Below are 25,681 nucleotides of genomic sequence, written 5' to 3'. Positions count from 1 at the left end.
CATCTCGTGGATTGCCTCGAACCCCACGAGCATGAGGGTCGGTGCCTCGCCTCAGCAAAGACTGGGCCGGAACTCAGTTCTGGTCAGTGGGACGAATCACGATTTCGTTGATAGCCACCCGGCGCGGACTGGTAACAATAAACAGTGCAGCATTAGCCACATCCTCGGCATGCAATTGCTCAACCTCTCCAAACATTGAGGTAAACCCTTCCCACTGACCTGATTTTTTTTCAAATAATTCCGTGGCAGTGGCGCCTGGTTCGATGACCGAGAATCGCACAGATTGTTTGGTAAACTCTTGCCGCCAAGCTTCTGTCGCTGCCGTCACCGCGAATTTCGTTGCGTTGTAAATGGCTACCTGTGCGGCGGCAACCCGTCCCGCCACAGACGAAATATTGATGACATCCACCACCGACCGGGTACTGGTCGCGACACCTTCAACGAGGTGAGGCAGGGCTGCCTTGGTGATGTACACCAAACCACGAAAATTGATGTCGATCATCTGATCCCACTCTTCGAGAGGAGACTCGACCGATGGTCCGTTGAGCATCAACCCTGCAGCATTGACCAGCGTGTCGAGCCTTCCATACTCGGCTATCGTTCGTTCGACGACGTGAGCAGCTTCCGAGCTAGATGTCAGGTCCGCTGGAATGCCGATGGCAGTGCCGCCTACATCCCGAATCTTGCTCGCCAGCGCATCAAGCCGGTCAGCACGCCGTCCGATCAGTGCAACTCTTGCACCAGCGTCTGCGAGCATTAATGCAATTGCTTGACCTATGCCGCTCGTAGCACCTGTCACGATGGCCACTGTGTCGACTAGTTTGTGTGTCATATCGTCATAACCTCACGCCGCCATGCGACGTCTATCAAGAGTGAATAATCAGACCAGCGCACATGCTGTGTCTGATAAATCAATGATGGCGTCGGGCTCACCTGTAGTGTGACCCTGATCCTGCTCGATGTTTGCCCAGAACTATGAGGTGTTGGACTGAAGAAGCGACGGGTTCAGAACGTCGATGTATCAACGGGCAATTTGAGTAAATGCCGAGCTGCTACATCGTAGGTACTCTCGCTAACCATGATGTGCTTTGCAGCGACCTGGATGTCTCTTAGACGGCGTTGGAAAGTAGAATCGCTATAGATAGCGGTACTTCCTGCTGCTTCAAACATTGAAACAGTTACCCGCTTGGCGATATTCACGGCGTAATTAATCGCCAGCCTTAAAGAAACTCGATGCCCGAGATCGACTTTGTCGTCTATTGCTGCACGCCACGCTGCAACAATTTCCTGATGAAACAGTGTTCGGGCGGCAAGAAGTGATACCTGTGCTTCTACGATCGCTATTCTTATCGATGAGCGTTCCGCCAGTGGTCTTGTCCGGGATGAGGATTGTTGGGCCGTTACAACCGTCTTCGCCTCATTCAATGCCGCTTCCGCAATGCCAAGGGCTACCGCGCCAATGCCGATGGAAAGCATGCTGAACATGGGGAAATTGAATATGACCTCCTTTCTATGCCTTGCATCCTTAATCGTAACGACTCGGTCTAGCGGGACAAAAGCTTCGCGCACACTGAAACGAGTAGACCCTGTACCTTGTAAACCCATCACATGCCATGTGTCGTGGAACGAGACCTGCTCTTTGGCAAACAATACATGCTTGATTTCGCTCGTCTTCATCTCTGCCCCCAAGACACTCTGCGAACGATCATCGATGACACAGCCTGCGGCTATCCAGTCGGCGTTCTGAGAGCCAGATCCCCAATCCCATTCGCCCGAGACCAGATACCCTGAGACACCGTTTCTAACTTGATGAGTGGCGACTCCCTGCGGTGCGAATGCGCCTGCCAGGATGACCCTATCGCTTGCGAGTATGCTCTGAATTTTTTGATTTCCACCGCAGGCAAAGGCGAACGCTGTGCTAGTGGCTATGAAGCTACACCAAGCGGCGGAGGCATCACCTGTTGCGAGGATTTCCACGGCCTTGGCGTATGTCAACGGGCTCGCCGCCTGACCTCCATGCTCCTTTGGACTACACATGTTGTAAAAGCCGCCGTTAGCGAGGTCTTTCGCCAAATCGGTGGGCAATTTTCTGTTGCCTTCGACCTCAACTGCCCGGTCCGCTAGGACAGGAACGAAATCCAGCGCAAGTTGCAATAATCGATCATCTGCTTGGGACATTTGTAGATGCTCATTGAAAGATCTAGGCAAAGACATTGGCTAAGCGGCTGCTCGCGGTGCTTCTGCCTTGCCTCTAACTCAGACTCAGACTCAGTAAAGGAATGCGAGTCTGGCCCCGTGTGGCATTACGCAGAGGCTAGTTAGGGAAGGCTCCAGCCGCCGTCGATGACAAGCTCTGAGCCCGTGAGGTAACGCGCTTCATCAGAGGCCAGATAGATCGCACCATAAGCGATATCAATGGGCTTCCCTGGAACGCCCATAGGAACCAAGGCGAGAACCGCCGCGTTCTCTTCATCCGTCAGATTAGCCATGGCCGGTGTTTCAGTGTCGCCGGGATAGATCGAATTGACTCGCACTCCTTGGTTGGCATACTCCAAGGCGGTGGCTTTACTCAACATCCGGGTGCCGCCTTTTGAGGCGTGGTACGCGGTAAAGCCGTGAGTGGCTATGAGACCGTACAACGAGCTGATGTTGACTACTGACCCATTACGAGTTTTCAGCAGCTCTGGAATAGCCGCTTTCATTCCCAGAAATTGCCCAGTCAAGTTGACAGAAATTAATTTATTCCAGTCATGAAGTGATGTGTCCAGCAGGCCTGCATTGTTGAAAATAGCGGCGTTATTCACCAATGTGGTCAACTTGCCAAATTCAGCGATGGTGGCAGAAATAGCATCAGACCAGGAGTCCTCACTGGAGACATCCAGCCGCTGAAAGATCGCATGGCCGCCGGCGGCGCGAATCCTTTCGGCTACGTCTTTCCCCCCTTCAAGCACATCAGTGATCACAACATGAGCACCTTCTCCGGCAAAAGCCTCAGCGATGCCCTCTCCGATACCGCGTGCTGCGCCAGTGATGAGTGCTACTTTCCCATGGAGTCTACCGGTCATGACTTTTACCTCTCATTGATGATGACATTGAGGCTCAGTTATGACCGTCTCGCCGCATGCTGAGTGAGCCCTATCCTGTCAGGTTGTTGCCCATTCCTCTATTACTCGGCACTGACTGCAACGAGTGTGCTTGCGCCTTTCCGTCAACCCACTTATGGCCTTGACGGACTTTGAAATCGCTAAAGGAAATCCAATCCTCCGCGAAGACTGTCGTTGTACATTATTTATCCTGTCTCGCTACCGCAGCCAGACTTGAACTGACATCGCGCATGGGGGGGGCTCCAAAGCTCCGTTTGTACTCTCTGCTGAATTGAGTCGCGCTTTCATAACCGACACGCACGGCTGCTGTCGTCGCATCTACTGACTCGGTCAACAATATTCTGCGCGCCTCATGCAAACGAAGGTTCTTTTGAAATTGCAGCGGGCTCATAGCTGTCATGGCACGAAAATGATGATGGAGCGTGGAGACGCCCATGCCCGCTAGCGACGCCAGCTCTTCGATCTTAACGGGTCGCATGTAATTTTCACGCAACCACGCGATAGCCTTAGCTATCCGATTACTCTGGGTGCCCGCAATGATCGTTTCTCTGAAACGCAGGCCAGCTGAACTCACAAGAATCCGATAGATGATCTCCCGCTGTATCAATGGCCCGACATGCGTCAAATCCTGAGGACTTTCGGTGAGCTTGATAAGCCTTGCCACCGCATCGAAAAGCTCCACCGTGGCGGGCCCCGTTGCCATTGCTATGCCAGTGATTGGGCCATTGACTCCACTTGAGTCCAGATCCGCCATTACCTGGCGCGCTGTTGGCAGATCAAGCCTCATCAACAGCGAGATATAAGATGCTTCCGGCGTCGCGTCTAGTACCTCGGTCACGGTGGGAAGATTAACTGCGGTAAGCAAAAATCTGGATTCGTTATAGAGATAGGTCGTCACTCCCAGACGTACCCGTTTACGGCCACGAATGATCATGGAAATGCTGGGCTCGTATATGTAGGAGGCGGGTAGCGTAGGCTCCGAAATCTTCGCGAAACTCAAACCCGGAAGGGATGTCATGCGCTCGGTATCATCCCCTAGATATTCCTCAATGCGCTTCGCAAGCTGCTCACGTATCGGCGCAGTCTCAACTCGCCTGATGTCGTCGGCCTCGTTCAGTTCAAAAATCATGATGGCTCGAATGTCCTGCGCGGTCAGCGCCGAGCCGCATGCGCAGCTTGGCTTCGGTTGTTAACGCGCATCACTGTAAGCGTCTATAGACGCCGTACGGCAGCCCAATCCAATTGCGTGATTGCCTAATCCTCTAACTCTTGGTCTTAACTCATGGAGTAGCTTTTACCGCTTATGGCCAACTGAGAGAAACAGGCAATCATTCGGGAGTATCGGGCTGACATCCCCACCGCTTTTGATCTTAAGCTCGATGGTCGAGTCACGATGAAGCGCTCACTGATCGTTGAAGCTGGCGTTGAAACTCGGCAGTCCCGAGCAAACGCATTACTCGTCGTCAAGAACGGTACATCAAACCTATGCACCTTCATCTCGGACGAAGGCCGATCGAACACCTCAACCAACTCAAGGAATTTGATGATGATGCGTTTTGCAATAGCGGTGATTTGTGCCTCTTTTACTTACAGCTGCCTTGCCGACCTGAAAGAGCAATCTACAGCGCAAATGTGTACGTTGTTAAATGACACGCAGCTGCGCGCGGGTGAATGGATAACCCGACAGGACGGCAGCGAAGGTTGCGCAAGTGGCGCCAGACTCGTGAAAGAAGCCGCAGGTGAAATCAACAGAATCTCGTACGCTGCTGAAGGTTCAGAGGGGAAATCCAGTCGCGTGAAATTAGTGTTGAACGTGCTTTCCCCGTCTACTGACGACGCAGCAAAAAGGGAGCTGATCCGGGCCAGCAAGCGGCTATCTGTCCGCGTACTGGGCATGTCCATTCCCCATTCTTTTGACGAAGCTATTATGAAAGGCACGCCTATCGTTCTGGAGGTTGGCAGCGGCAAAACGGTCCTCACTCGAACAGCCGCAAATAACCAGAGCTATGTACTGACTGTCGTCATGGAGTGATAAACCCGTTGACGGTAGTGGAGGCTCAGCTTATCCGGCCGCTTATCTATTCCTATCTGGCTACGGCTGCCTGGATAGGCGTGCTTAAGCTGGTGCAATCCTATAGAGGTTTTAGCGAGTCAATGCACAGTAGCGGAAATACATTAAGCTGCTTCCATTCGAGCAAGAGTGTACGCCGTTAGATAGACGAGTCGACGCTGCACAGTCGTCGACTTTGGCTTGAAAGCCTGAAGTGGGTAAGCGAGTCCTCCGCCGATATCACGGGTCTGCAATAGCATTATCGGCAGTCGCCGAGCGTTAATACGGTATAGGCCAACAACCATGGTACCCACCGACGCACCGTTCATCCATGCTCGCTTTAGGAGCGTCCCATGCAATACAACACACTTGGCCGCACTGGCCTTCGCGTCTCCCGGTTGTCGCTCGGCACCATGACATTTGGTGACGGGACTGGCATGTGGGGAAGAATCGCTGGAGTTGATCGTAAAACCGCTGTCGACCTGATCGCAGCCGCTATCGACCAGGGTGTCAACCTAGTCGATACCGCCGACGCCTACTCTGAAGGGCAGTCTGAAGTGATGCTGGGGCAGGCGCTCTCCGAGCTGGGCGTTGATGAGACACGCATGCTGGTGGCCACCAAAGTTAGGTTACGGACTGGCTCTGGGCAGAATGATGTTGGGCTGGGCCGTTCGCATATCATGCGTTCGGTGGAGACAAGCCTGCGACGTCTCAAGCGCGATCACATCGACCTGTTCCAGCTACATGATAGAGATGCACTCGTGCCGTTGGACGAAACCCTGCGAGCCTTGGACGATCTGGTCACTCAAGGCAAAGTCCGACATATTGGCGCGTGTAATTTCAGTGCTGCGGATCTGGAGCGCGCAGCGGGTATTTGCAACCATTCAGATCGGGTAAGGTTCGCCAGCAATCAGGTGTATTACTCTCTAGCAGCGCGCGACATCGAACACGAGATAGTGCCCATCGCTCTGGCCAATAGCGTTGGCCTGATCATCTGGAGCCCGTTAGCTGGCGGCTATCTCAGTGGAAAATATTCCCAACGAAAAGACGAGAGCAGCGTGACCGCTCCCGGACGACGAACGAATCTGAACTTTCCTCCCATCGACCCCGCGAAGGCCTCCCCCATCGTAGACGCATTGCATAACATCGCCGAAACGGTCGGCGCTCAACCTGCGCAGGTTGCACTGGCCTGGACGCTGGGTCGGACGGGAATCTCATCAGTCACCATTGGCGCCCGATCAACGGAACAGCTTCTTGCTAATTTAGGATCGGTTGATTTAGCACTTCCTTGCGAACTGACACAGCAGTTGACCGATATCTCAGCGCCGGAGAAACCCTACCCGTACTGGATGCAGTCGCTCCACGACACCGATCGGTTCGTTCCATGATTCGCATGATGCGCCGATCAAACTTACCTGCATGACGTGAACCGGTGTCGTATCCACCGTTGCGCGTGGTTGGATCAAGCGGGGTGAAGGCATCTTGCTTGGTGCTTAGGGCACTTAGGCGGCGAGGTTTTTGAGAGGAAGTTCGGCGTGTTTTTTAACATTGAAAGCGCTAAGCAGTCAGCGACATAGCGCCCCTGCGCGCGCATTACTATGCCGCAGACTTCTGGCCAGTGGTTGGACCGGAGCAAATCGTTAAGACGACGTCGATTTGCACTGTTGGAGATTATTCTCCGCTGTATTGAAGTGAAGACGAAATCCTCCACCCTGCGTCTGTCCTCAATTTTCAGGCTTTGTGGACCAGGTGATTCAAGGCAATGGTAGGAGTGCCCCGGCTACTGTCATTGCGGTAGTAGGCGCCGGCATGGTGAACACATATCGAAGCTGAGACAACCGAGATCTCGGAGGCTACTCCATACTCGGCGAGCGTCCGCTATGGGTCGATTCCTGCCGGTCAACACGCACCCGTTGCGCTGGTCAGATCCGATGCAAACAACTGGGCAAGTCGAATGCAAATGGGTGGTCAAGTCCATGCAATTACGCACTCAACCGCTAGTTTTGAGAATCAAAACTGTCGCATGTGGATTAAAGCAGTCGCACATCGCTGATGATCACGGAACGCGATGTGCGGAACGCATGCGGTTTTCAATGAAAAATTCGGTCGCCTCTGGCTTCCGAGTAATGTTGCGGCTGCATGAGATTGTCTCTGTTGAAAGGCGCACGCCATAAATGCAATCTTGCGGTACGATGGGACGGTTGCACAGTGCGCAAGTATCGCGTCGCGATGAGTTAGCACATTGAAGTCAGGCGATAACATCGGTCGAGTAGGCCAGTTCTTTCTGGGCGGTCAATGCAGTCAACCGCTCCTGAAGCTGGCGGTGAATACCATCAAACGCATCGCGGCCTAGTGTAATTCGGCGCGGCGCAGGGTCCTGCTCGACGCTCGCGATCATGATGTCGACCATTCGGTCCGGATCACCTGGCGACTGACTGCTCGGATCCTCGAATAAGCGCCGTGGGTTGCGCGCCGGCGATATGTCGTAGGCATCAATCCTGGGCGGCAACTCCGCGCTTCGATGCCGAAAGTCTGTTCTAGCCGCGCCAGGTTCGACTATGGTACAGCCAATGCCGAAGGGTGCGACCTCCTGACTTACCGAATCGACGAACCCTTCGATCCCCCACTTGCTCGCATGATATAGCGAGCTTCCGGGGAAAGCCGCCTGTCCGTGCATCGATGACAGCTGGATAATTCTCCCACCGCCCTGCTGACGAAGATGAGGCAGCGCTGATCGAATCAGTTGGATGCAGCCGATTAGATTCGTGTTGATTTGATGAAGGACCTGATCGTCCGATACCTCCTCTGCCGCCCCGAACAGCCCGTATCCGGCATTGCTCACGATAATGTCTATCGTCCCAAAGGCGTCGAACGCGCCATCGACGACTGATCGAATGGAGGTAAAGTCGGTCATGTCGAGTTCGGCACTGCGGAAACGATCTGGATAAGTGCTTGCAAGATTTTCGACCGCTTCGATTTTCCGCACGGTACCGAAAACACGGTCACCCCGGTTGAGCAACTTTTCAACCATGAGTCGGCCGAAGCCGCTGTTTACGCCGGTAATAAGCCAATTTTTCTGAGCCATGTATTCAACGCCTGATAGGGGCCACGACCGTACAATCCGGCGTGCTCGCCCTTTGATTTAATTAGGTCACGCGTAAAGCAGCTTGATTGATTCGCAGAGCTATCGTTGTTACCTGCTCCTGCATCTATGCATCGTTGGAGATCATGCGTCCCACACATCTCCGGCCAAGGGTAGAAGCCATGCAGCCTTCGCTGGATCCGGTTTTGTCATCAAACGAATTTTGAAGCGTTCTCGTTGGCCCACACTTCAAAGCTTTGAGCTGGCCGACCCAGCACACTGTCGATGGTGAGAGTGGTTATCTCAGGTTCGGTTGTTCGCCTTGTCCAATATCCCAACACGCCATCGACGATCGGCGCCGGCATGCCGCTTTTCAACATGTGCTCCCTCGCTGTTTGGGTTGGCAGTTCTACCAGAGTCAGAGACTTATCCAGTGCTGCCCCAATGGCTGCCAATTCATCGGCTGGTGTGATGGCTGCCGGGCCGGTGATAAGCAGGCGTTGGCCAATGTACGAAGGGTCGATCAGCACTTTGGTAATCACAGCCGCTATGTCGCCGTCATGAATCACTGACAGACGCGCGCTTGTGAGCGGCCAGTAAACCGTATCGCCGCCTTGCACTTGATCTGTCCAGAACATCAGCGTGTTGGAGGCAAAACTTGTAGGTCGAACCATCGTCCATTTCTCGATGGACTCTTCAATCATCTGCTCAACCGCGTAATGGGTGGCGCTGATGGGATTGCTCGTCCTGTCCGCAGGATCTCCTGCCCCAGCGGTCGACAGGTAGACAATTCTCGTCCCATGTCGGGCAATAGCATCGACAACCGGTCGAGTTTGCTCTGCCGTCAAAAAAGGCAACAGCAGGAAAACGCAATCGACGCCGATCAGCGCGGTTTCAAAGGCTGCAATATCGGTTAGGTCACCCTCCATTGCCTCTATATAGTCAGGTAAATCTGCGGCGTTTGCGTTACGTGAAAAAGCGCGAACGCTCACCGACGCGTCCAATTCGCTTAGTACGCGCCCGCCGATTTTTCCGGTTGCGCCCGTAATCAGAATCCGTGGAGATTGTTGTTGCATGGAGTGCGTCCTTAAGTGCGTTTTTATAGTGCGGGCATCGAGCGAATGGTCATACCTGCTCAATCAAAAACGTCGCGAAGCCAGGCTGATTTCGAGGAGCGGTGCTGATAGGTTGATACAGTCCGGCCGCAGTTTGCTGTAACGCAATGGCCGGCTGTATCGGGTCGAAATCATTCAATGAGTCGTGCTTTTGATCTGCCTTCAGCTTGAGACTGACCTGCTCGTCGATCTTGGCCTTCTCATCAGAAGGCAAATGTTTGTAATCCTCCTGCGTCATGCCCATGTTGTTCAGAACATTTGCCCTGATACGTTCCTCAGGTGACATCTTGAGAAAGTCTTTCAGCAGTTCAGCCGTGCTGGTGGTTTTGGCCTTGTTTTCCTCGGACGGGGGCACCACCGGCGCGTCAATTCCTTGTTTGTTGCCAGTATTGGCGTCTGACTGAGCCATTAGAGCAACCGTGCCGTCAGCGAGTGTTTGCACGAAGAGTTTCACGGTTTTGTCGGGTAGTCCTTCCATCTTCCCTGGCCCTGCAACAGAAACTGGCAAGGATACGAAGTTAGACGGAGGACTCTTCGATGCTGAAGCATCGCTTGATGACGCACTTTTTTTGAACGCCGGATAATGACTGCTGGTGCTTCCTATCTTGTTCATTGCGAGTTCTCCAATTTCTCAAAACAGTCTTGGCCGTTTTTAGTGACGGATTTTGGGAATGCGCACCGTCAGGTAGCTGAACAAAGCGCCGGCGAGTCCAAGAATGCCGGTCACCGCTACGATGAGGTGAAAGCCTTGGTAGACCGCGGCTTTGGATGCAATCAGAACGGTGTCCTGGAGTGCGAGCGGGACGGCTGCAGTAGCGCCTGCGAAATCGCCCTTGACGACAAGGTTCACCACTTGGTCTGTGAATGATTGGCCGGCAGTCAACTGCATGAATGAGCCAGCAACCTTGTGCGAGAGGATCGCACCCAAGCCTGCGAAACCGATTGCCACGCCCATTTGCCGCGAAGTGCTGTTGATCCCGGCTGCCATCCCGCTGCGCTCCGCTGGCACCAGGCTCAATGCAACGTTGGTCATTTCCCCGTTGATGAGGCCTGCGCCGCAACCAGAGATAATCGCTCCGATCCCGAATGCGAGCCATGAGGATTCCTGCGTCGGTAATAGCATCAACAGCGAACCGACACCTACCAGGAATTGGCCGGTTGCGAGCAATGCCCTTGAAGACATGCGCGGTGCGAGCCAACCGCCGACAGGGCCCATTACGAACAGCGGAACGGCAAACGGAAGAACTGCGGCGCCGGCTTGAAAAGGGGTGTAGCCGAGGACGCTTTGGTAGTACATCGGGAAATATAGAAATGGCCCCCAGAACGCCACCGATAACACGATCGGCGTCATGCACGAGGCGCCGAGAAAGGTAGCGCTCTTGAAAAGCGATAGGTCCAGCATCGGATAGTGATGCTTCAATTCGATGATGACGAAGGTGATTAGCAGACTGAGCGCGACTGCGAAGCAGGTCAGGATCTCCGGACTTCCCCAACCCTCAGTATTGCCATTGATGATTGCGTAGAAGAAGCAGAAACAGAACAGCGTGAACGTCGTTACGCCGCCCCAATCCACGCCTTTTGCATTGTTATCTTTGTGCTCGCTGATGATGTGAACCGTGAGAGCCAGTAGCACGAGTATGACGGGCACATTGATTAGAAATGCCCATCGCCATCCCAACGTGCTGATTACGACGCCTCCCAGAAATGGACCCAGTGCGGCACCTATCCCAACAACTGCGCCGAACACACCGAAGGCCTTAGCACGCTCGGCTCCTTTAAACTCATGAACGAGCAGGGGCAGTGACGCTGAGAACATCAACGCTGCCCCGAGGCCCAGCACTACTCGAGATAGGTTCAGCATCAGTGGCGAAATTGCTAATCCCGAGGCTAGGGAGCTGAGCCCAAATATCACCATGCCTGTCAAAAATATCCGCCGACGGCCAAATAGATCTGCAAGTGACCCGCATGCCAAGACGAGCGATGCAAACGTCAGCGTGTAGCCATTGATGACCCATTGCAGGTCAACGAAGGTTGCTCCCAGGTTACTTTGAATGTCGTGCAGAGCTACAGCGACGATCGTGTAATCCAGTGGTAGTAGGAACGTTGAAACGCTAATAACGATGAGTGTTATGAGCTTGCGAAGCTGAGCATGTGAGTCGGCTAACTTTTCTGAAGGCGTGGCAAATCCGTTCATGACTTTTCTTCTGTCAATGCGCAGGGATTGATCTATTTCCGTACTGCAGGGAGCTAGCGGATCTGGATAGAGTGAAAGTCGATGGCTACGGCGGTTCGTTCCAGTACCGGTTTACCATTCGGCGCTCGGGCATAAACCCTACGTTTTGTCGGCACGATCAGCCCGCCGAAAACTTCTGGCTCTAGCGCATAGTTGGCCGCAGGCAAGCCACCGAGGACGTCAGCGTTGTAGTCATGCCGGACCAGAATCCCGGATTTGTCGAAGTAGAACGTTTGCTGCCGGTTGTGGCTGTGGATTGACTCAGGGAACGTCACCTTCAGGCGCCTCCACGTCTCGCCCTCTTCATCCCACGGCTCGATTTCTTCGCTCTCGAAACCGATAAGGCTGAAAAGGAAAGGGGTGGTGAGGTAGGTCCACATCGCATAGCCGCTGAAATAGATCAGGTCCAGATCGTCCCACTGGGTCTGTGCGGTGTGGTCCTGAAAGTGCGAGCGTGGAGCTGGTCGGCTGGCAAGCACTGTTCCTTGATCACTCCTGATCGAGACTTCATCAGGGGTGTAGAGGCTGTACTGCCCCGGCTGTTTAAAAGGGGTGTAGCGGACATGTTGATGGCGACGAACCACTTGCACCATCACATGATCGAGAACTCCAGCTTGGCCTTTAACGGCCCATAGCCCACCGCCGATGGATACGTCCGCTGTGATTTGCTCTATCGCGGTCCATCGTTCAATTCCTCCATGGGCGGCTATCGCCAACTCAAGAAGCTCATTCATGGCATTCACCTCGTGAAATCTTGATTGCCAGGTAGAGGTGGAGCAACAAGCCCCGTGCCCCTGGCGTTTCCTGAAGGGTAATCACGGGGGGCTTTGAGCAAAAACGGAAAAAATTCCGTTCACAACGGAATCAACCGCTCGAATCAATTTTCATTTTTTCCTACGAGATCGCTTTCACGGAATGCATCGGGGGGTTCTAGCGCGTGCAGTGCGTGGATTCGATCATTTCATTCCGTTATGTGCGGACGTTTTACCGTTTTTCTTCAGGCGATGGCGAGGCCTAGTCTTTTTTCAACGGCCCCCGGAATTACTTTAACCGGGTGGCCTCCTGAGAGCGGCGATTACATCGCCCGCTCATAACAGCAGAGGAAAGAGATCATGACCGGCAACAGCGCTACACCGAATATTCCAACCGTACTGGTTCTGGGCTCAACCGGCCAAGTAGGCGGGCTCATTGTTAAAGACTTTGAAGCCCAGTCCGGCCGCGTCAACCTTCGCGTGACCTCACGTCGCCAAGCTGAAGTGGACAAACTGCGCGCTGAAGGCAAAGACGCCGTCTTGCTGGACCTCGATAACCCTCGCACCTTTGGCCCAGCGCTGCATGGTGTGGACCGCTTGTTCCTGCTGAACGGGTACTCCGTCGAAATGCTGGTGCACAGTAAGACGTTGATTGATGCAGCGAAAAAAGCAGGCGTTGAGCACATCGTTCACCTTGGTACCTACGGTGAGTGGGATACCACCGATCCTCACTTTGCGTGGCACCAACTCGTCGAGCGCTACATCGAGGCAAGCGGCATCTCCTGGACACATCTGCATCCAAATATGTTCATGGAGAACCTGGTGACCTTCATGGCGCCACGCAATGGCCTGGTTACCTCTTACTGGGGGGAGGCACGCATGGGATGGATCGCGCTCGCGGATGTTGCCGCTGTCGCAGCAACAGTCCTCAGCGAAGGCCCGACCAAACATCACGGTAAAGACTATTGGCTGAGCACCGACGTGCTGACTCCTGAGCAGACCGCTGCGGCTCTGTCGAAAGTCACCGGGCAGACCATCAAGGCCGAAATCAAATTGCCGGACGATTTCCAGGCTCTGATCGATGCCGGTGAGATACCTATGGAGAAATGGTACGCGGCAGGTGCTGTCGAGTTCTTGTATCAGGTCTACGACGGTCGGATGGGTTACATCGGCACTGCGCGTAATGACCTTCCTTACATCACTGGCAAGACGCCTACCTCGCTCGAGCAGTGGGCAACAGACAACCTCAGCCGTCTCCAAGCCTGCCTCGACGCCTAACTGAGCCAAGACTGTTCCGCAGAGTGGTTCGGTACTGCGGGACAGATCACTTAACAGCTTTTTGGAGAACGGATCATGAGCACTATTCCAAACAAGACCTCGTTACAGGGCAAGGTTGCATTGGTGACCGGCGCTGCCAGCGGAATCGGCCGTGCTACCGCCGTGCTGCTGGCTCAGCGTGGAGCCAAAGTTGTCGTGGCTGACCGTGATGAAGTAGGCGGCGCGGAGACAGTGGCCCTCATCGGTGACAAGGCAAAATTCATTCATGTCGATGTCGCCAATGAACAGTCAATTCAGAGTTTGGTAGATAAGACTTTGGCGACCTTTGGGCGGCTCGATATCGCCCACAACAATGCCGGGATTGCTATCGGAGGCACCCGTTTCGCAGAGGTGCAAACAGCCGCTTGGGACAAAATCCTGGACGTCAATCTGAGTGGCATGTTCTTCGCCATGCGAGCGCAGATTCAGGCGATGCTGGAAACCGGCGGCGGCTCCATCATCAACATGTCGTCGGTAGCAGGGCTAGTCGCTCAGGTTGGGCAGGTTGGGTACATCACGTCCAAGCACGCGGTTATCGGGATGACCAAAGCGGCCGCTGTGGAGTATTCGGGGCAGGGTATTCGGGTCAACGCCTTGCTGCCGGGCACCGTTAACACTCCGATGGTCCAGAGCATCATCGCCAGCAATCCTGGCTGGGTTGAAAAGCTTACTGCCAACCAGCCTATTCAACGCCTTGGTGAGCCTGATGAGATTGCTGAGGCCGTCGCATGGCTTGCTTCCGATGCAGCATCCTTCGTCACCGGTGCCTCTCTGGCAATCGATGGCGGATTCCTCGCTCTCTGAGCTTCGATGGTGGCCGGCGGACCGCCGGCCGCCATTTTCCACCCTCTTAGCAACAAGGAGCGGAATCATGGCTACGCCCTCTTACTTCACCCAATACCCAAATTTTGCATTAGAACGAGCCGAAGACGGCGTACTGATCGTTCGCCTGCATACCGATGGCGGCCCATTGTTGTTCACCGGGCAGACCCATCGAGACTTCCCTCAGCTCCTAGAGGACATTGCTCTGGACCATGACAACAAGGTCATGGTGCTCACCGGCACCGGCGAGTCTTTCATGGAAAAACTCGACGGCGAAAGTCTGGGGGAAATTTTCAAACCCGAGCACTGGGAACGAACCATTCGCACTGAAGGCATAAAGGTCCTTCAGCGGCTGGTGGACCTGCCGATCCCAATTGTCGCTGTGGCAAACGGGCCCGCGACGTTGCACACCGAATACCTTTTGTTGGCCGATATCCATATCGCGTCCGAAACTGCGACTTACGGCGACCCGGCTCATCCAGAATTCGGTCTGAATGCCGGCGACGGTGTGCAGGTGGTCTGGGAAGAAATCGTGGGTACTGCCCGGGCCAAATGGCTGCTGTGGACTGGGAGCATCATCAGCGCACGAACCGCCGAGCAGTGGGGCGTGGTCAGTGAGGTGTTAGCAGCAGACAAAGTGTTGGATCGCGGCATCGAAATCGCTCGCGGACTGGCGGCCACCCCAAGCCTTTACCGAACCCTTCAGAAGCAAACTCTGAATCAGCGGCTGCGTCGGCGCATCACGCAAGACGTCCCGTATGGCATGGCTTTAGAAGCCATGGCTGCAGCGGATCTCGCCTATCGGGCCAACGCCTGACTCCTTTCTCAAGTAGTACCGCAATGCCCCTTCCGGAGGCACAAATATGATTGATCGAATTGATGTGAGTTTCTCTGCCACAGATGGCGTCAAACTCGCTGCCTGGGTGTTCAAGCCCCAAGCAGCTGCTGGACAAAAATTTCCGGCTGTCACCATGACCCATGGATTCAGTGCAACTCGGTATCACGGCATCGAACCTCTGGCGCGGGCGATTGCTGAGGCAGGCTTCGTGGTGCTGTTGCATGATCATCGCAACTTTGGGGACAGCGGCGGCTCCCCGCGTCATGACATCGACCCGTGGCGGCAAATCGATGATTGGCGTCAGGCCATTAGCTTTCTGGAAACGCTGGAATATGTGGACACTGCCCGCATAGGGCTATGGGGTTCGAGCTACTCAGGTGGTCACGCGTTGGTCTTGGGCGCCACCGACCGCAGGGTACGCGCGGTTGTGTCTCAAGTGCCCACGATCGATGGCTACGCTTCGAGCCTGCGTCGCGTGCCTCCCCCTGCGATTGAAGCCATGGAGGAGATGTTCAATGAAGATCTCCGGGGTCAGCTACGAGGCGAACCGCCGCGCAAACAGCGACTGGTGGACCTTGATCCGAGAGTGCCCGCGCTTTACCGAACAGCCGATACCGCAGATTTCCTGCTCCAGCCAGTGCCGGAAGGAATCTGGGAAAACACGATAACGGTCCAATCTGGACGGCGCGCCCGGATGTATGAGCCGGGCCGTTGGATCGACAGGATATCTCCAACGCCACTGCTTATGATCGTGGGTACACATGACACCACAACTCCAACGGACTTGGCCTTGGCTGCCTATGAGCGGGCTCTTCAGCCTAAGTCTCTGGTGCTGATGCCTGGTGGGCACTACACCCCTTACCTTGAAGGGTTTGACTTGGCTTCAAAATCTGCGATTGATTGGTTTAATCAGCATCTTTTGAGCTGATACACCGATGCCCGCGAGCTACTGAGGTCCCATAAGTGAAGCACGGAGGGTTTCGTAAAGCACCAGTTTAAACTGGTGCTTAATCATCCGTCGGTGCTGTTTTAGTTTTTCGCAATCCTGGAATATATTCTAAGCTTCTGCGGATCTCTGGTTTAGCTAGCATCCTTGGCGCGACGCGCCTTCATTTGCTGAAATTTTGGACGCATATAGTAGAGGGTTTCAAGAATCGCCTGTAGGAAGTCCAGCGCTTCGCTCGCGTCTTTGCGGTCGATGGGCTCTTCGGACGCATGAGCTCCATAGTTTCTAATGACACGGAGTTCATTTGCCCAATCATGGATTTCTTGACTGATCGCGCCATTTTTGTACATGGATTGGAGCCCGGAAAACATCGACTTAGCTTTAGGATCATAATCCTTAGTTACGGCTTCAAGTGCTCTGCCAACCATGACTACGCAGGCAATCCATGCTTTCGAACTTTCACATCTCACAGCTTCTTCATAGGATGCGCGAACAACGTTAGGTAGGAGGAAGCCAATATGACGATCATGCGCGGGGTACAATCGGTAGTACGCGTCATTCTCAAATCCATCACCTACGTCTTCTCTCACGAACACTGCTGGGTTGTCACAGGTCTCGCATCTAGCGAAGGTGAATTCTTCCGGTGGAGCCTCCTCAGGTAGTAAGTGCACTTGAATAGGAATGAAATTCGTGTGCTCTTCACATCGGGTACAGATGTAGATCATTTGGCTATCCTCATACTCTATACGACATAGCTGCTTTTTTAATGAATCTGAATAGTTTGTATGTAAATTGAATGCAGGCATTATTGTGCAATGCCGCTGGCGACATGGAAAGAAATCTGACTGCCCATCGGCGCCACCCAATTTATCAATCAGTAATTATGTTTTGAAGCTCTTGCTGATCGATTCATTAACGATCGCCATGTCCTGCTCCAGTCGCTCACTAATGAAGTCCACGAATACCCGGATCTTCTGCGACAGTTGCCGACTCGACGGCCAGACCATGCTCAGAGGATCAGGGGGGATCAGATAGTCGGTCAGAATCGCTTTGAGCGATCCATCGGCCAATGGCTCGCGCGCAAGGAAGTCGGGGATCGTGCCTACACCAGTGTTGTTGATCAGAGCACTGCGCACCATTTCCATGTTGTTGCAGATCAGGACGTTTTTCGTCCGAAGCTCTGCGTCGCCAACCTTGCGCTCAAGCGGCCAGTCCTGAAGTTTTCCACTCTTGAAGTAGCGAAAGCGCACACCTGAGTGATCATCAAGATCGCGGGGTACCTGCGGTGTGCCGTGCTTCGCTAAATACGCCGGAGAGGCGCACAGAATAAGCTGTACGGTCGGCAGCGAGCGTCGCATTAGACGTGAATCAGGGAGCCCCCCGCTACGGATAGCGATGTCCACCCCCTCGTCAACCAAGTCGACCATTTGGTCGCTGAAATCGATGTCCAGCTCGATATCGGGATACTTCGACATGAACGCCAAAAATCCATCCTGAAACAGGTGATAGCTGGCGATCGGCAGGCTGATTCTCAAACGCCCCCGTGGCGTCTCAGTGGACCGGGCCAGCGCGGCTTGCGCATCGTCGAGATCATCCAGAATCCGGCGGCAGCGCTCCTGAAACATCCGCCCCTCATCAGTGAGACTGAGGCTTCTTGTCGTCCGTTGAAAAAGACGTACGCCCAGTTGTTCCTCCAGGCGAGTGACCCCCTTTCCCACAGCCGACGCGGATAGCCCTAGCGACCGACCTGCCGCAACGAAGCTGCCGAGCTCGGCAGTCCTAACAAAAGGCATCAGTCCACTCAGTCGATCCATAAATTCCGCCTATTCGATCGTTTCGTTCCGTTATGAGCGGAACTATTACCGTTTTTGTGTTGATTAGCGTCGCTTTAAGATCCTCGCATGTTCTATCGACGTCGGCAATCGCATTGCGCCATAGGTGCTTGGCGATGGCCGCAAATGTACATCCGATTTCGAGGATCCGGCTCATGGAAACTTCAAAAGATTCAAGATCAATCCAGAGAACGCTCGTTCTGTTGGCAGTGTGTATTGCGGCTATCACCATGCCGTTCAATTTCACTGCTGCCGCCGTCGCGCTGCCTGCAATCGGGCGAGCGTTCGGCGGTACCCCTATGGAAATCAACTGGGTCACCAACGCTTTCATGCTCACGTTTGGCAGCTTCCTGATGGTCGCGGGGGCGATGGCTGATAGTTTTGGGCGCAAGAAAATTTTCATCTCAGGCGTCGCCGCCTTTGCTCTGTCCTCAGCTGCGTTGACGTTTGCGCCAACCATGATGGCCTTTGACATCTTGCGTGCGGCTCAGGGCATCGGCGCTGCCGCAGCCTTCTCTGGTGGGATGTCTGCACTGGCCCAGGTGTTTGATGGCCCGGCACGCATCCGCGCCTTCAGCTTCGTTGGCAGCAGTTTCGGCATCGGCCTGGCATTTGGTCCTATCGCCTCAGGCTTGATGATTGAGGCGTTCGGTTGGCACGTGATCTTCCTGCTGATCACCGTACTGGCTGCCATCGCCTTCACACTGGCGGCACGTTTCATGCCCGAATCCCGCAATCCAGAAGCAGCAGGTATCGATTGGCCAGGCGCCATAACCTTCACTTGGGCCCTTGGTATCTTCACCTTCGGCATCCTCAAAGTGCCAGAGACTGGCTGGGGTGACCCTGTAGTCCTGGGTCTTTTCGCAGTGGCTCTGGTTTCGTTCATCGGCTTCGTGATGGTCGAAAACCGCATGGCTCAGCCGATGCTTGATCTCACACTGTTCCGCTTCCCTCGGTTTGTAGGCGTGCAGTTGCTTGCTGCAGCTCCCGCATACGCGTTCGTAGTGCTGCTGTTGCTGCTGCCGATCCGGTTTGTCGGTATCGAAGGCATGAGTGAGATTGAAGCTGGCCGTCTGATGATCGCGTTGTCTGCGCCGCTTTTGATCCTGCCAATTGTGGCCGGTTACCTGACCCGTTGGTTCTCCCCATCCACGCTATGCGGAACAGGTTTGTTGGTCTCTGCTGCCGGGCTGTTCTGGCTGAGTAATGTACCTGTCGGCAGTGCACCGATCGATTTGGCACTCCCGATGCTCGTGATTGGTGTCGGCATCAGCCTGCCTTGGGGGTTGATGGACGGCCTGGCAGTAAGCGTCGTCCCGAAAGAGCGCGCTGGCATGGCCACCGGTATTTTCAGTACCACGCGAGTAGCGGGTGAAGGTGTTGCAGTCGCTGTCGTCACCGCGTTGCTGACTGCATTCACGGCAGGTCATCTGGTTGGGTTTGCCCCAGATTCATCTGCAGATGTCATCGCCGCTGCGCAACACCTGGTTACCGGTGACATGACAAGCGCCGCGCACTTCCTTCCGTTGGCTGGACAGTCTGCTTTGGCTCATGGCTACAGCGCAGCGTTCAGCACCCTGTTGTGGGTCCTTACCTCAATCACCGTCATCACCGCAGGCGTGGTCTTCCTGTTCCTGGATAGGGGCTCGGTCGACTCTGACGCTGACTTCGATCCTGCGCTCGATCAGGCAGCCTGACCAAGGAGTTCATCATGAAAAATCTGATTTCTACTTCGTCCGGGCTTCGCCGGATTAAACCTGATGCCAAACATCTGCAGTTCGCACTGGGTGCTCTCACAGCTGTGATCCTCAGCGCTTGTGGGGCAAAGCCTGAAGGCGGCGCTGCGCCTGCGCCCGTCAAAGTGAGCGTTGCCAAAGTTCTTGAGCAGCCTGTGAACGAATGGGACGAGGTAACTGCCCGCCTTGAAGCGCCTGAGACCGTCGAGGTACGTCCACGGGTCTCAGGCCAGATTGATGAAGTCGCTTTCACTGAGGGCGGAATGGTGAAGAAGGGGGATCTGCTGTTCCAGATTGACCCTCGCCCTTTCCAGGCCGAAGTACGCCGTCTGGAAGCTCAACTGCAACAGGCGCGCGCCGCGTCTGTTCGAAGTGACAACGAGGCTCAGCGCGGAGAACGTCTGCGGACCAATAACGCCATTTCTGCAGAGCTGGCTGATTCGCGGTCTACCGCTGCGCAAGAGGCAAAGGCAGGTGTTGCAGCCATCCAGGCTCAACTTGATCTGGCGAAACTGAACCTGAGCTTTACCCGCGTCACTTCGCCAATCACAGGCCGAGTGAGTCGGGCGGAAATCACCGCCGGCAACATCGTCACCGCTGATGTCACGCCTCTGACCAGCGTCGTTTCGAACGACAAGGTCTACGCGTACTTCGATGCTGACGAGCGCGTGTTCCTCAAGTACAGCCAGTTGGCTCGCGACGGTAAACGAGGCGCGACCACACCTGTGTACATGGGCTTGTCCAACGAAACCGACAACCCTCATCAGGGGCAGATGAATTTCGTCGACAACCAGGTTGATCCCAAGACAGGGACCATCCGTGGTCGCGCTGTTTTCGACAACAGTAAAGGTGAATACACGCCTGGCCTGTATGCCCGTTTGAAGCTGGTCGGAAGCGGTACGTATTCCGCAGTGTTGATCACCGACGACGCCGTTGGCACAGATCTAGGCAAGAAATTCGTACTGGCGATCGGGCAAGACGGGAAACCAGCATACCGAGCAGTGGAGCTGGGTCCGAAAGTCGAAGGGCTTCGGATCGTTCGTAGCGGCCTGAGCAAGGACGACACCATCATTGTGAAAGGCCTGCAACGCGTGCGTCCAGGCCAGCAAGTCCAGACCGAAACACTGCCCATGGCGAGCGATGAAACTCTGTCCGCTCTTCTCAAACAGCGCCAGGCCCTTGAGGCCAGCAATCTGCCGCAAGTAACGCCCAAACCCGGCGTGAAAGTTGTCAGCGCGCAGCGCTAGTGACGAGGCCACTACCATGAACTTCTCTCAGTTCTTTATTTCGCGCCCCATCTTCGCTGCGGTGCTGTCGCTGCTGATCCTGATCGGTGGCGCCATCTCGCTCTTTCAACTGCCGATCAGTGAGTACCCGGAAGTCGTACCGCCGACGGTGGTTGTGAAGGCCAACTTTCCTGGAGCCAACCCCAAGGTGATCGGGGAAACCGTTGCCGCTCCGTTGGAGCAAGCCATCACCGGCGTGGAGAACATGCTGTACATGTCCTCCCAGGCTACGGCCGACGGCAAGCTCACCCTGACCATCACCTTTGCTCTAGGCACCGATCTGGATAACGCGACGGTTCAAGTACAGAACCGCGTCACGCGAACAGAGCCCAAGCTGCCGGAAGAAGTGACCCGTATCGGCATTACCGTCGACAAGGCATCCCCTGACCTGACGATGGTGGTCCACCTCACATCGCCTGATAAGCGCTATGACATGCTCTACCTGTCCAACTACGCGATCCTGAATGTGAAGGACGAGTTGGCCAAGCTGAACGGCATCGGTGATGTGCAGTTGTTTGGTATGGGGGATTACTCCCTTCGCGTTTGGCTCGATCCCAACAAGGTGGCATCGCGCAACCTGACAGCAATCGATGTCGTCAACGCTATTCGTGAGCAGAACCGTCAAGTCGCCGCCGGCCAACTCGGTGCACCGCCATCCCCTACCGCGACCAGCTTCCAGATGTCGATCAACGCGCAAGGGCGTCTGGTCAGCGAAGAGGAGTTCGAGAACATTGTCGTGCGTGTCGGGAAGAATGGTGAAATCACACGCGTCAAAGACATCGCCAGAGTCGAACTGGGTTCTAACCAATACGCTCTGCGTTCTCTGCTGAACAAGCAGCCCGCTGTGGCTCTGCCGATCTTCCAGCGGCCCGGCTCCAATGCCATCGATATCTCCAATGGCGTGCGGGCAAAAATGGATGAGCTGAAGAAAGCCTTTCCCGAAGGAATGGACTACAGCATCGTTTACGACCCAACCATCTTCGTGCGTGGATCGATCGAAGCGGTAGTGCATACCCTGTTCGAAGCCTTGGCACTCGTTGTTCTGGTAGTGATCGTCTTCCTGCAGACCTGGCGTGCGTCGATCATCCCGCTGGTGGCGGTACCGGTCTCGCTCATCGGCACCTTTGCCGTTATGCACCTGCTGGGGTTCTCGCTCAATGCCTTGTCGCTGTTCGGGCTGGTATTGGCAATCGGTATCGTGGTCGACGACGCCATCGTGGTGGTGGAAAACGTTGAGCGCAATATCGGCTTGGGGCTCACCCCGGTCGAAGCCACGAAGAAGGCTATGAGCGAGGTGACGGGCCCGATCATCGCGACCGCATTGGTGCTGTGTGCGGTGTTCGTGCCAGCTGGCTTCATTTCCGGATTGACCGGGCAGTTCTACAAACAGTTCGCGTTGACCATTGCGATCTCAACCGTGATCTCGGCGTTCAACTCTCTGACTCTTTCTCCTGCATTGTCGGCCGTACTGCTTAAGGCTCACGACGCTCCGAAAGATGGTTTTTCCAAAGTCCTGGACAAGCTATTTGGCGGCTGGCTGTTCAGCCCATTCAACCGTTTCTTTGAAAAGGCCAGTCACGGCTACGTTGGCACGGTTGGACGCGTCATTCGGGGGAGCGGAATCGCACTGTTCCTGTACGCCGGGCTGATCGGACTGACCTACGTTGGCTTCACTCAGACGCCAACAGGATTTGTGCCGGCGCAAGACAAGCAATATCTGATGGCCTTTGCCCAGTTGCCAGACGCGTCGAGTCTGGATCGGACCGAAGACGTCATCCGCCGGATGTCCGATATCGCCATGAAGCAGCCAGGCGTAGAGAGCGCTGTGGCATTCCCCGGCTTGTCTATCAACGGGTTCACCAACAGCCCCAACTCTGGCGTGATTGCCGTGACCTTGAAACCGTTCGAGGAGCGCAGTGATCCGAGCCGCTCAGCCAGCGCGATTGCCGCAGCGCTGAACGGAAAGTTCACGGAGATTCAGGACGCACAAATGGCGATCTTCCCGCCGCCGCCTGTGCAAGGTCTGGGAACGATTGGTGGTTTCCGTCTGCAGATCGAAGACCGCAGCAACCTGGGGTATGACGAGCTGTACAAGCAGACCCAGAACATCATCGCCAAGAGCCACGACATTCCAGCGTTGGCGGGGCTATTCACCAGCTACACCGTGAACGTACCGCAGGTCGATGCCTCGATAGACCGGGAGAAAGCCAAGACTCACGGCGTAGCGGTTTCCGACATCTTCGACACGTTGCAGATCTACATGGGCTCGCTGTACGCCAACGACTTCAACCGGTTTGGTCGTACCTATCAGGTCAACGTTCAGGCTGACCAGCAGTTCCGTCAGGACTCCAGCCAGATCGGTCAGTTGAAGGTGCGCAACAATTTGGGCGATATGGTTCCACTGTCGACCTTCGTGAAGGTGACCGACACAGCAGGTCCCGATCGCGTGATGCATTACAACGGCTTCATCACGGCCGAAATCAACGGCGCACCTGGTCCGGGTTACAGCTCAGGGCAGGCACAAGCTGCGATTGAGAAATTGCTCAAGGATGAATTGCCCAATGGCATGACCTACGAGTGGACGGACCTGACCTATCAGCAAATTCTTTCCGGCGACACGGCGCTGTTGGTGTTCCCGCTCTGCGTTCTGCTGGCTTTCCTGGTTCTGGCCGCATTGTACGAAAGCTGGAGCCTGCCGATGGCCGTGATTCTGATCGTGCCGATGACACTGCTTTCGGCCATCGCCGGGGTGATCATTTCGGGTGGTGACAACAACATCTTTACCCAAATTGGCCTGATCGTGCTGGTAGGTCTGGCGTGCAAAAACGCGATCCTTATCGTCGAGTTCGCTAAGGACAAGCAAGAAGAAGGTATGTCGCCACTCGATGCGGTGTTGGAGGCTTGCCGTCTGCGTTTGCGCCCAATCTTGATGACCTCGATCGCCTTCATCATGGGTGTGGTGCCGCTTGTAATCTCCAGTGGTCCGGGTGCCGAAATGCGTCATGCCATGGGCGTCGCAGTGTTCTCGGGAATGCTCGGGGTCACCTTCTTCGGGCTGCTGCTGACACCTGTTTTCTATGTGCTGATTCGAAACTACGTCGAGCGTAAAGAGGCACGCAAAGCCGGCCGCGCTCTCAAGTTGGAGGCACAGCAATGAACGCCCTAATGAAGTTGTTCCTGCCTAACCTCCTGGTTTTGGCATTGGCGGCCTGCGCGGTCGGCCCGGATTACAAAACTCCGGATACTGCGCCGGCCAATATTCAGGCCGCTTCGCAGTCCCAGTACGATCGTAACCGTACCGAGACGCTCTGGTGGCAGCAGTTTGAAGATCCGCCCCTTAACAAGCTGGTGGCTGAATCGCTGCAAGGCAACCGGGAGCTGCGGGTCGCTTTTGCCAGACTAAAAGCTGCACGCGCCATCCGGGATGACGTCAGCAACGACGCGATGCCAGTCGTGACTAGTCGTGCGAGCAGTGAGATCGGTCGCGCGCAAGTTCCTGGCCAAGCGGATCATCGTGTCAACCAGGAACGCTACGACCTGGGCTTGGACATGGCGTGGGAAATCGATCTTTTCGGTCGTATCCAGCGCGAACTCGAAGCCAGCGACGCCGATTCGCAAGTGGCCGAGGCCAATCTTTACCAACTGCAAGTCACGATGATTGCAGAACTGGTCGATGCCTATGGTCAGCTTCGGGGTGCGCAGCTTCGAGAAGACATCGCCAGGGCGAACCTCAAAAATCAGCAGGAGTCGCGAGGCGTAACCGTTCAACTGCGTGACGCCGGTGTCGGCAATGAGCTTGACGTAGTCCGCTCGGACGCGCGACTGGCCGCAGTGGAAGCGTCGCTTCCTCAGTTGCAGGCGGAGCAAGCGCGTCAGCGCAATCGGATTGCCACGTTGCTGGGCGAACGGCCTGACGCGCTGGCTGTTGACCTAAGCCCCGCCAATCTACACGCGATCTCCAAAGCACTTCCCATTGGTGATCCTACCAAGTTGCTTAAGAACCGTCCTGATGTCGTCAGCGCTGAACGTCAGTTAGCCGCTCAAACCGCTCGTATCGGCGTCGCAACGGCTGATTTATTTCCTCGCGTAAGCCTCAGCGGATTCCTTGGCTTCACCGCTGCGCGAGGGTCACAACTCGGCGCGGGCGCGGCTCAAGCATGGGGACTGGGACCAAGTATTACGTGGGCAGCATTTGACTTGGGCAGCGTGAGAGCACGTATCCGCGGTAGGAATGCTGATGCTGAAGGCGCCTTGGCGAATTATGAGCAGCAAGTCCTGCTGGCTCTGGAAGAGACCGAGAACGCGTTCAGCGACTACGACAAGCGTCAGCAACGGTTGATCTCGCTGGTTCGGCAGAGCGAATCAAGCCGGGCGGCCGCCAACCTGGCAGGCATCCAGTATCGAGAAGGGACTGTGGACTTCCTGATTTTGCTGGACGCCGAGCGTGAGCGCCTCGCCGCAGAGGACTCTCAAGCCCAGGCGGAGGTAGACCTCTATCGCGGATTGGTCGCGATTTATAAAGCGCTTGGTGGCGGCTGGCAACCGCAGGCTTGAGACGAGGGACTCGT

Annotated in this window: 21 protein-coding genes; 10 read left to right on the top strand and 11 right to left on the bottom strand. The window is 55.2% G+C overall.

Features of this window, described 5'->3' with window-relative positions; all coding sequences use genetic code 11:
- Window positions 1-73 precede the first annotated feature (73 nt).
- From ACWKWE_RS01210 to ACWKWE_RS01195, 4 genes are all read right to left on the bottom strand, one after another.
- Window positions 74-832, bottom strand: coding sequence for an SDR family oxidoreductase (locus ACWKWE_RS01210; RefSeq protein WP_483849351.1), 759 nt, complete (start codon window positions 830-832; stop codon window positions 74-76).
- Between the two features lie 173 nt (window positions 833-1,005).
- The gene (locus ACWKWE_RS01205) at window positions 1,006-2,178 is read right to left on the bottom strand and encodes an acyl-CoA dehydrogenase family protein (protein WP_483849350.1); all 1,173 of its coding nucleotides are present in this window, start codon (window positions 2,176-2,178) and stop codon (window positions 1,006-1,008) included.
- A 140-nt stretch (window positions 2,179-2,318) separates the two neighbouring features.
- On the bottom strand, window positions 2,319-3,065 hold the full coding sequence (locus ACWKWE_RS01200; protein WP_483849349.1) for an SDR family NAD(P)-dependent oxidoreductase: 747 nt from the start codon (window positions 3,063-3,065) through the stop codon (window positions 2,319-2,321).
- A gap of 220 nt (window positions 3,066-3,285) precedes the next feature.
- Complete coding sequence (locus ACWKWE_RS01195; RefSeq protein ID WP_483849348.1) at window positions 3,286-4,233, bottom strand: AraC family transcriptional regulator; 948 nt, start codon at window positions 4,231-4,233, stop codon at window positions 3,286-3,288.
- Window positions 4,234-4,497: 264 nt separating this feature from the next.
- Here ACWKWE_RS01195 and ACWKWE_RS01190 point away from each other — a divergent pair, with 264 nt between their 5' ends.
- A complete protein-coding gene (locus ACWKWE_RS01190) occupies window positions 4,498-5,136 on the top strand; it encodes a hypothetical protein (RefSeq protein WP_483849347.1) in 639 nt (212 codons plus the stop codon).
- Between the two features lie 371 nt (window positions 5,137-5,507).
- Window positions 5,508-6,542: an aldo/keto reductase gene (locus tag ACWKWE_RS01185; RefSeq protein ID WP_483849346.1), complete on the top strand. Its 1,035-nt coding sequence runs from the start codon at window positions 5,508-5,510 to the stop codon at window positions 6,540-6,542.
- An 860-nt stretch (window positions 6,543-7,402) separates the two neighbouring features.
- Here ACWKWE_RS01185 and ACWKWE_RS01180 read toward each other — a convergent pair.
- The 5 genes from ACWKWE_RS01180 to ACWKWE_RS01160 all read right to left on the bottom strand — a co-directional run bounded on the left by ACWKWE_RS01180 (window position 7,403) and on the right by ACWKWE_RS01160 (window position 12,318).
- Entirely contained in the window at window positions 7,403-8,239 is an 837-nt protein-coding gene (locus ACWKWE_RS01180) for an SDR family oxidoreductase (protein ID WP_483849345.1), read from the bottom strand.
- Between the two features lie 209 nt (window positions 8,240-8,448).
- Window positions 8,449-9,312, bottom strand: coding sequence for an NAD(P)H-binding protein (locus ACWKWE_RS01175; RefSeq protein WP_483849344.1), 864 nt, complete (start codon window positions 9,310-9,312; stop codon window positions 8,449-8,451).
- A 49-nt stretch (window positions 9,313-9,361) separates the two neighbouring features.
- Window positions 9,362-9,964 carry a hypothetical protein gene (locus tag ACWKWE_RS01170; RefSeq protein WP_483849343.1) on the bottom strand — a complete coding sequence of 201 codons (603 nt, stop codon included), beginning with the start codon at window positions 9,962-9,964 and terminating at the stop codon, window positions 9,362-9,364.
- Between the two features lie 39 nt (window positions 9,965-10,003).
- Window positions 10,004-11,545 (bottom strand): MFS transporter, encoded by a 1,542-nt coding sequence (locus ACWKWE_RS01165; RefSeq protein WP_483849342.1) that lies wholly within the window; start codon window positions 11,543-11,545, stop codon window positions 10,004-10,006.
- A 53-nt stretch (window positions 11,546-11,598) separates the two neighbouring features.
- Complete coding sequence (locus ACWKWE_RS01160; protein ID WP_483849341.1) at window positions 11,599-12,318, bottom strand: PH domain-containing protein; 720 nt, start codon at window positions 12,316-12,318, stop codon at window positions 11,599-11,601.
- Between the two features lie 378 nt (window positions 12,319-12,696).
- Between ACWKWE_RS01160 and ACWKWE_RS01155 the strand changes: the two genes are divergently transcribed.
- The 4 genes from ACWKWE_RS01155 (at window position 12,697) to ACWKWE_RS01140 (ending at window position 16,241) form a co-directional block, all read left to right on the top strand.
- Window positions 12,697-13,614: an NmrA family NAD(P)-binding protein gene (locus ACWKWE_RS01155; protein WP_483849340.1), complete on the top strand. Its 918-nt coding sequence runs from the start codon at window positions 12,697-12,699 to the stop codon at window positions 13,612-13,614.
- Between the two features lie 75 nt (window positions 13,615-13,689).
- The gene (locus ACWKWE_RS01150; protein WP_483849339.1) at window positions 13,690-14,457 is read left to right on the top strand and encodes an SDR family NAD(P)-dependent oxidoreductase; all 768 of its coding nucleotides are present in this window, start codon (window positions 13,690-13,692) and stop codon (window positions 14,455-14,457) included.
- A gap of 67 nt (window positions 14,458-14,524) precedes the next feature.
- A complete protein-coding gene (locus tag ACWKWE_RS01145) occupies window positions 14,525-15,292 on the top strand; it encodes an enoyl-CoA hydratase/isomerase family protein (protein ID WP_483849338.1) in 768 nt (255 codons plus the stop codon).
- A gap of 46 nt (window positions 15,293-15,338) precedes the next feature.
- Entirely contained in the window at window positions 15,339-16,241 is a 903-nt protein-coding gene (locus ACWKWE_RS01140) for an alpha/beta hydrolase (RefSeq protein WP_483849337.1), read from the top strand.
- 152 nt (window positions 16,242-16,393) lie between these two features.
- On the opposite strand, the gene ACWKWE_RS01135 is transcribed toward ACWKWE_RS01140, so the two are convergent.
- Both ACWKWE_RS01135 and ACWKWE_RS01130 read right to left on the bottom strand, forming a co-directional pair.
- Window positions 16,394-16,984, bottom strand: coding sequence for a DUF4145 domain-containing protein (locus ACWKWE_RS01135; RefSeq protein WP_483849336.1), 591 nt, complete (start codon window positions 16,982-16,984; stop codon window positions 16,394-16,396).
- Window positions 16,985-17,140: 156 nt separating this feature from the next.
- A complete protein-coding gene (locus ACWKWE_RS01130) occupies window positions 17,141-18,052 on the bottom strand; it encodes a LysR family transcriptional regulator (RefSeq protein ID WP_483849963.1) in 912 nt (303 codons plus the stop codon).
- Between the two features lie 194 nt (window positions 18,053-18,246).
- Between ACWKWE_RS01130 and ACWKWE_RS01125 the strand changes: the two genes are divergently transcribed.
- From ACWKWE_RS01125 to ACWKWE_RS01110, 4 genes are read left to right on the top strand one after another with little or no spacing between them, the layout of a single operon-like run.
- Window positions 18,247-19,788, top strand: a complete 1,542-nt coding sequence (locus tag ACWKWE_RS01125; RefSeq protein WP_483849335.1) for an MFS transporter — start codon at window positions 18,247-18,249, stop codon at window positions 19,786-19,788.
- A gap of 14 nt (window positions 19,789-19,802) precedes the next feature.
- Window positions 19,803-21,074, top strand: coding sequence for an efflux RND transporter periplasmic adaptor subunit (locus tag ACWKWE_RS01120; protein ID WP_483849334.1), 1,272 nt, complete (start codon window positions 19,803-19,805; stop codon window positions 21,072-21,074).
- A gap of 16 nt (window positions 21,075-21,090) precedes the next feature.
- Entirely contained in the window at window positions 21,091-24,270 is a 3,180-nt protein-coding gene (locus ACWKWE_RS01115) for an efflux RND transporter permease subunit (protein ID WP_483849333.1), read from the top strand.
- An 8-nt stretch (window positions 24,271-24,278) separates the two neighbouring features.
- Complete coding sequence (locus ACWKWE_RS01110; RefSeq protein WP_483849332.1) at window positions 24,279-25,667, top strand: efflux transporter outer membrane subunit; 1,389 nt, start codon at window positions 24,279-24,281, stop codon at window positions 25,665-25,667.
- Window positions 25,668-25,681 lie beyond the last annotated feature (14 nt).

This window comes from Pseudomonas salicis (genome assembly GCF_057128705.1).
The sequence above is the reverse complement of the archived record's forward strand: the minus strand, read 5'-3'. Positions and strand labels throughout refer to the sequence as shown.

What these genes read in the sequence shown, in the direction of transcription:
- ACWKWE_RS01210 (WP_483849351.1), bottom strand. Translation starts at nt 832, where the DNA reads ATGACACACAAACTAGTCGACACAGTGGCCATCGTGACAGGTGCTACG.
- ACWKWE_RS01205 (WP_483849350.1), bottom strand. Translation starts at nt 2,178, where the DNA reads ATGTCCCAAGCAGATGATCGATTATTGCAACTTGCGCTGGATTTCGTT.
- ACWKWE_RS01200 (WP_483849349.1), bottom strand. Translation starts at nt 3,065, where the DNA reads ATGACCGGTAGACTCCATGGGAAAGTAGCACTCATCACTGGCGCAGCA.
- ACWKWE_RS01195 (WP_483849348.1), bottom strand. Translation starts at nt 4,233, where the DNA reads ATGATTTTTGAACTGAACGAGGCCGACGACATCAGGCGAGTTGAGACT.
- ACWKWE_RS01190 (WP_483849347.1), top strand. Translation starts at nt 4,498, where the DNA reads ATGAAGCGCTCACTGATCGTTGAAGCTGGCGTTGAAACTCGGCAGTCC.
- ACWKWE_RS01185 (WP_483849346.1), top strand. Translation starts at nt 5,508, where the DNA reads ATGCAATACAACACACTTGGCCGCACTGGCCTTCGCGTCTCCCGGTTG.
- ACWKWE_RS01180 (WP_483849345.1), bottom strand. Translation starts at nt 8,239, where the DNA reads ATGGCTCAGAAAAATTGGCTTATTACCGGCGTAAACAGCGGCTTCGGC.
- ACWKWE_RS01175 (WP_483849344.1), bottom strand. Translation starts at nt 9,312, where the DNA reads ATGCAACAACAATCTCCACGGATTCTGATTACGGGCGCAACCGGAAAA.
- ACWKWE_RS01170 (WP_483849343.1), bottom strand. Translation starts at nt 9,964, where the DNA reads ATGAACAAGATAGGAAGCACCAGCAGTCATTATCCGGCGTTCAAAAAA.
- ACWKWE_RS01165 (WP_483849342.1), bottom strand. Translation starts at nt 11,545, where the DNA reads ATGAACGGATTTGCCACGCCTTCAGAAAAGTTAGCCGACTCACATGCT.
- ACWKWE_RS01160 (WP_483849341.1), bottom strand. Translation starts at nt 12,318, where the DNA reads ATGAATGAGCTTCTTGAGTTGGCGATAGCCGCCCATGGAGGAATTGAA.
- ACWKWE_RS01155 (WP_483849340.1), top strand. Translation starts at nt 12,697, where the DNA reads ATGACCGGCAACAGCGCTACACCGAATATTCCAACCGTACTGGTTCTG.
- ACWKWE_RS01150 (WP_483849339.1), top strand. Translation starts at nt 13,690, where the DNA reads ATGAGCACTATTCCAAACAAGACCTCGTTACAGGGCAAGGTTGCATTG.
- ACWKWE_RS01145 (WP_483849338.1), top strand. Translation starts at nt 14,525, where the DNA reads ATGGCTACGCCCTCTTACTTCACCCAATACCCAAATTTTGCATTAGAA.
- ACWKWE_RS01140 (WP_483849337.1), top strand. Translation starts at nt 15,339, where the DNA reads ATGATTGATCGAATTGATGTGAGTTTCTCTGCCACAGATGGCGTCAAA.
- ACWKWE_RS01135 (WP_483849336.1), bottom strand. Translation starts at nt 16,984, where the DNA reads ATGATCTACATCTGTACCCGATGTGAAGAGCACACGAATTTCATTCCT.
- ACWKWE_RS01130 (WP_483849963.1), bottom strand. Translation starts at nt 18,052, where the DNA reads ATGCCTTTTGTTAGGACTGCCGAGCTCGGCAGCTTCGTTGCGGCAGGT.
- ACWKWE_RS01125 (WP_483849335.1), top strand. Translation starts at nt 18,247, where the DNA reads ATGGAAACTTCAAAAGATTCAAGATCAATCCAGAGAACGCTCGTTCTG.
- ACWKWE_RS01120 (WP_483849334.1), top strand. Translation starts at nt 19,803, where the DNA reads ATGAAAAATCTGATTTCTACTTCGTCCGGGCTTCGCCGGATTAAACCT.
- ACWKWE_RS01115 (WP_483849333.1), top strand. Translation starts at nt 21,091, where the DNA reads ATGAACTTCTCTCAGTTCTTTATTTCGCGCCCCATCTTCGCTGCGGTG.
- ACWKWE_RS01110 (WP_483849332.1), top strand. Translation starts at nt 24,279, where the DNA reads ATGAAGTTGTTCCTGCCTAACCTCCTGGTTTTGGCATTGGCGGCCTGC.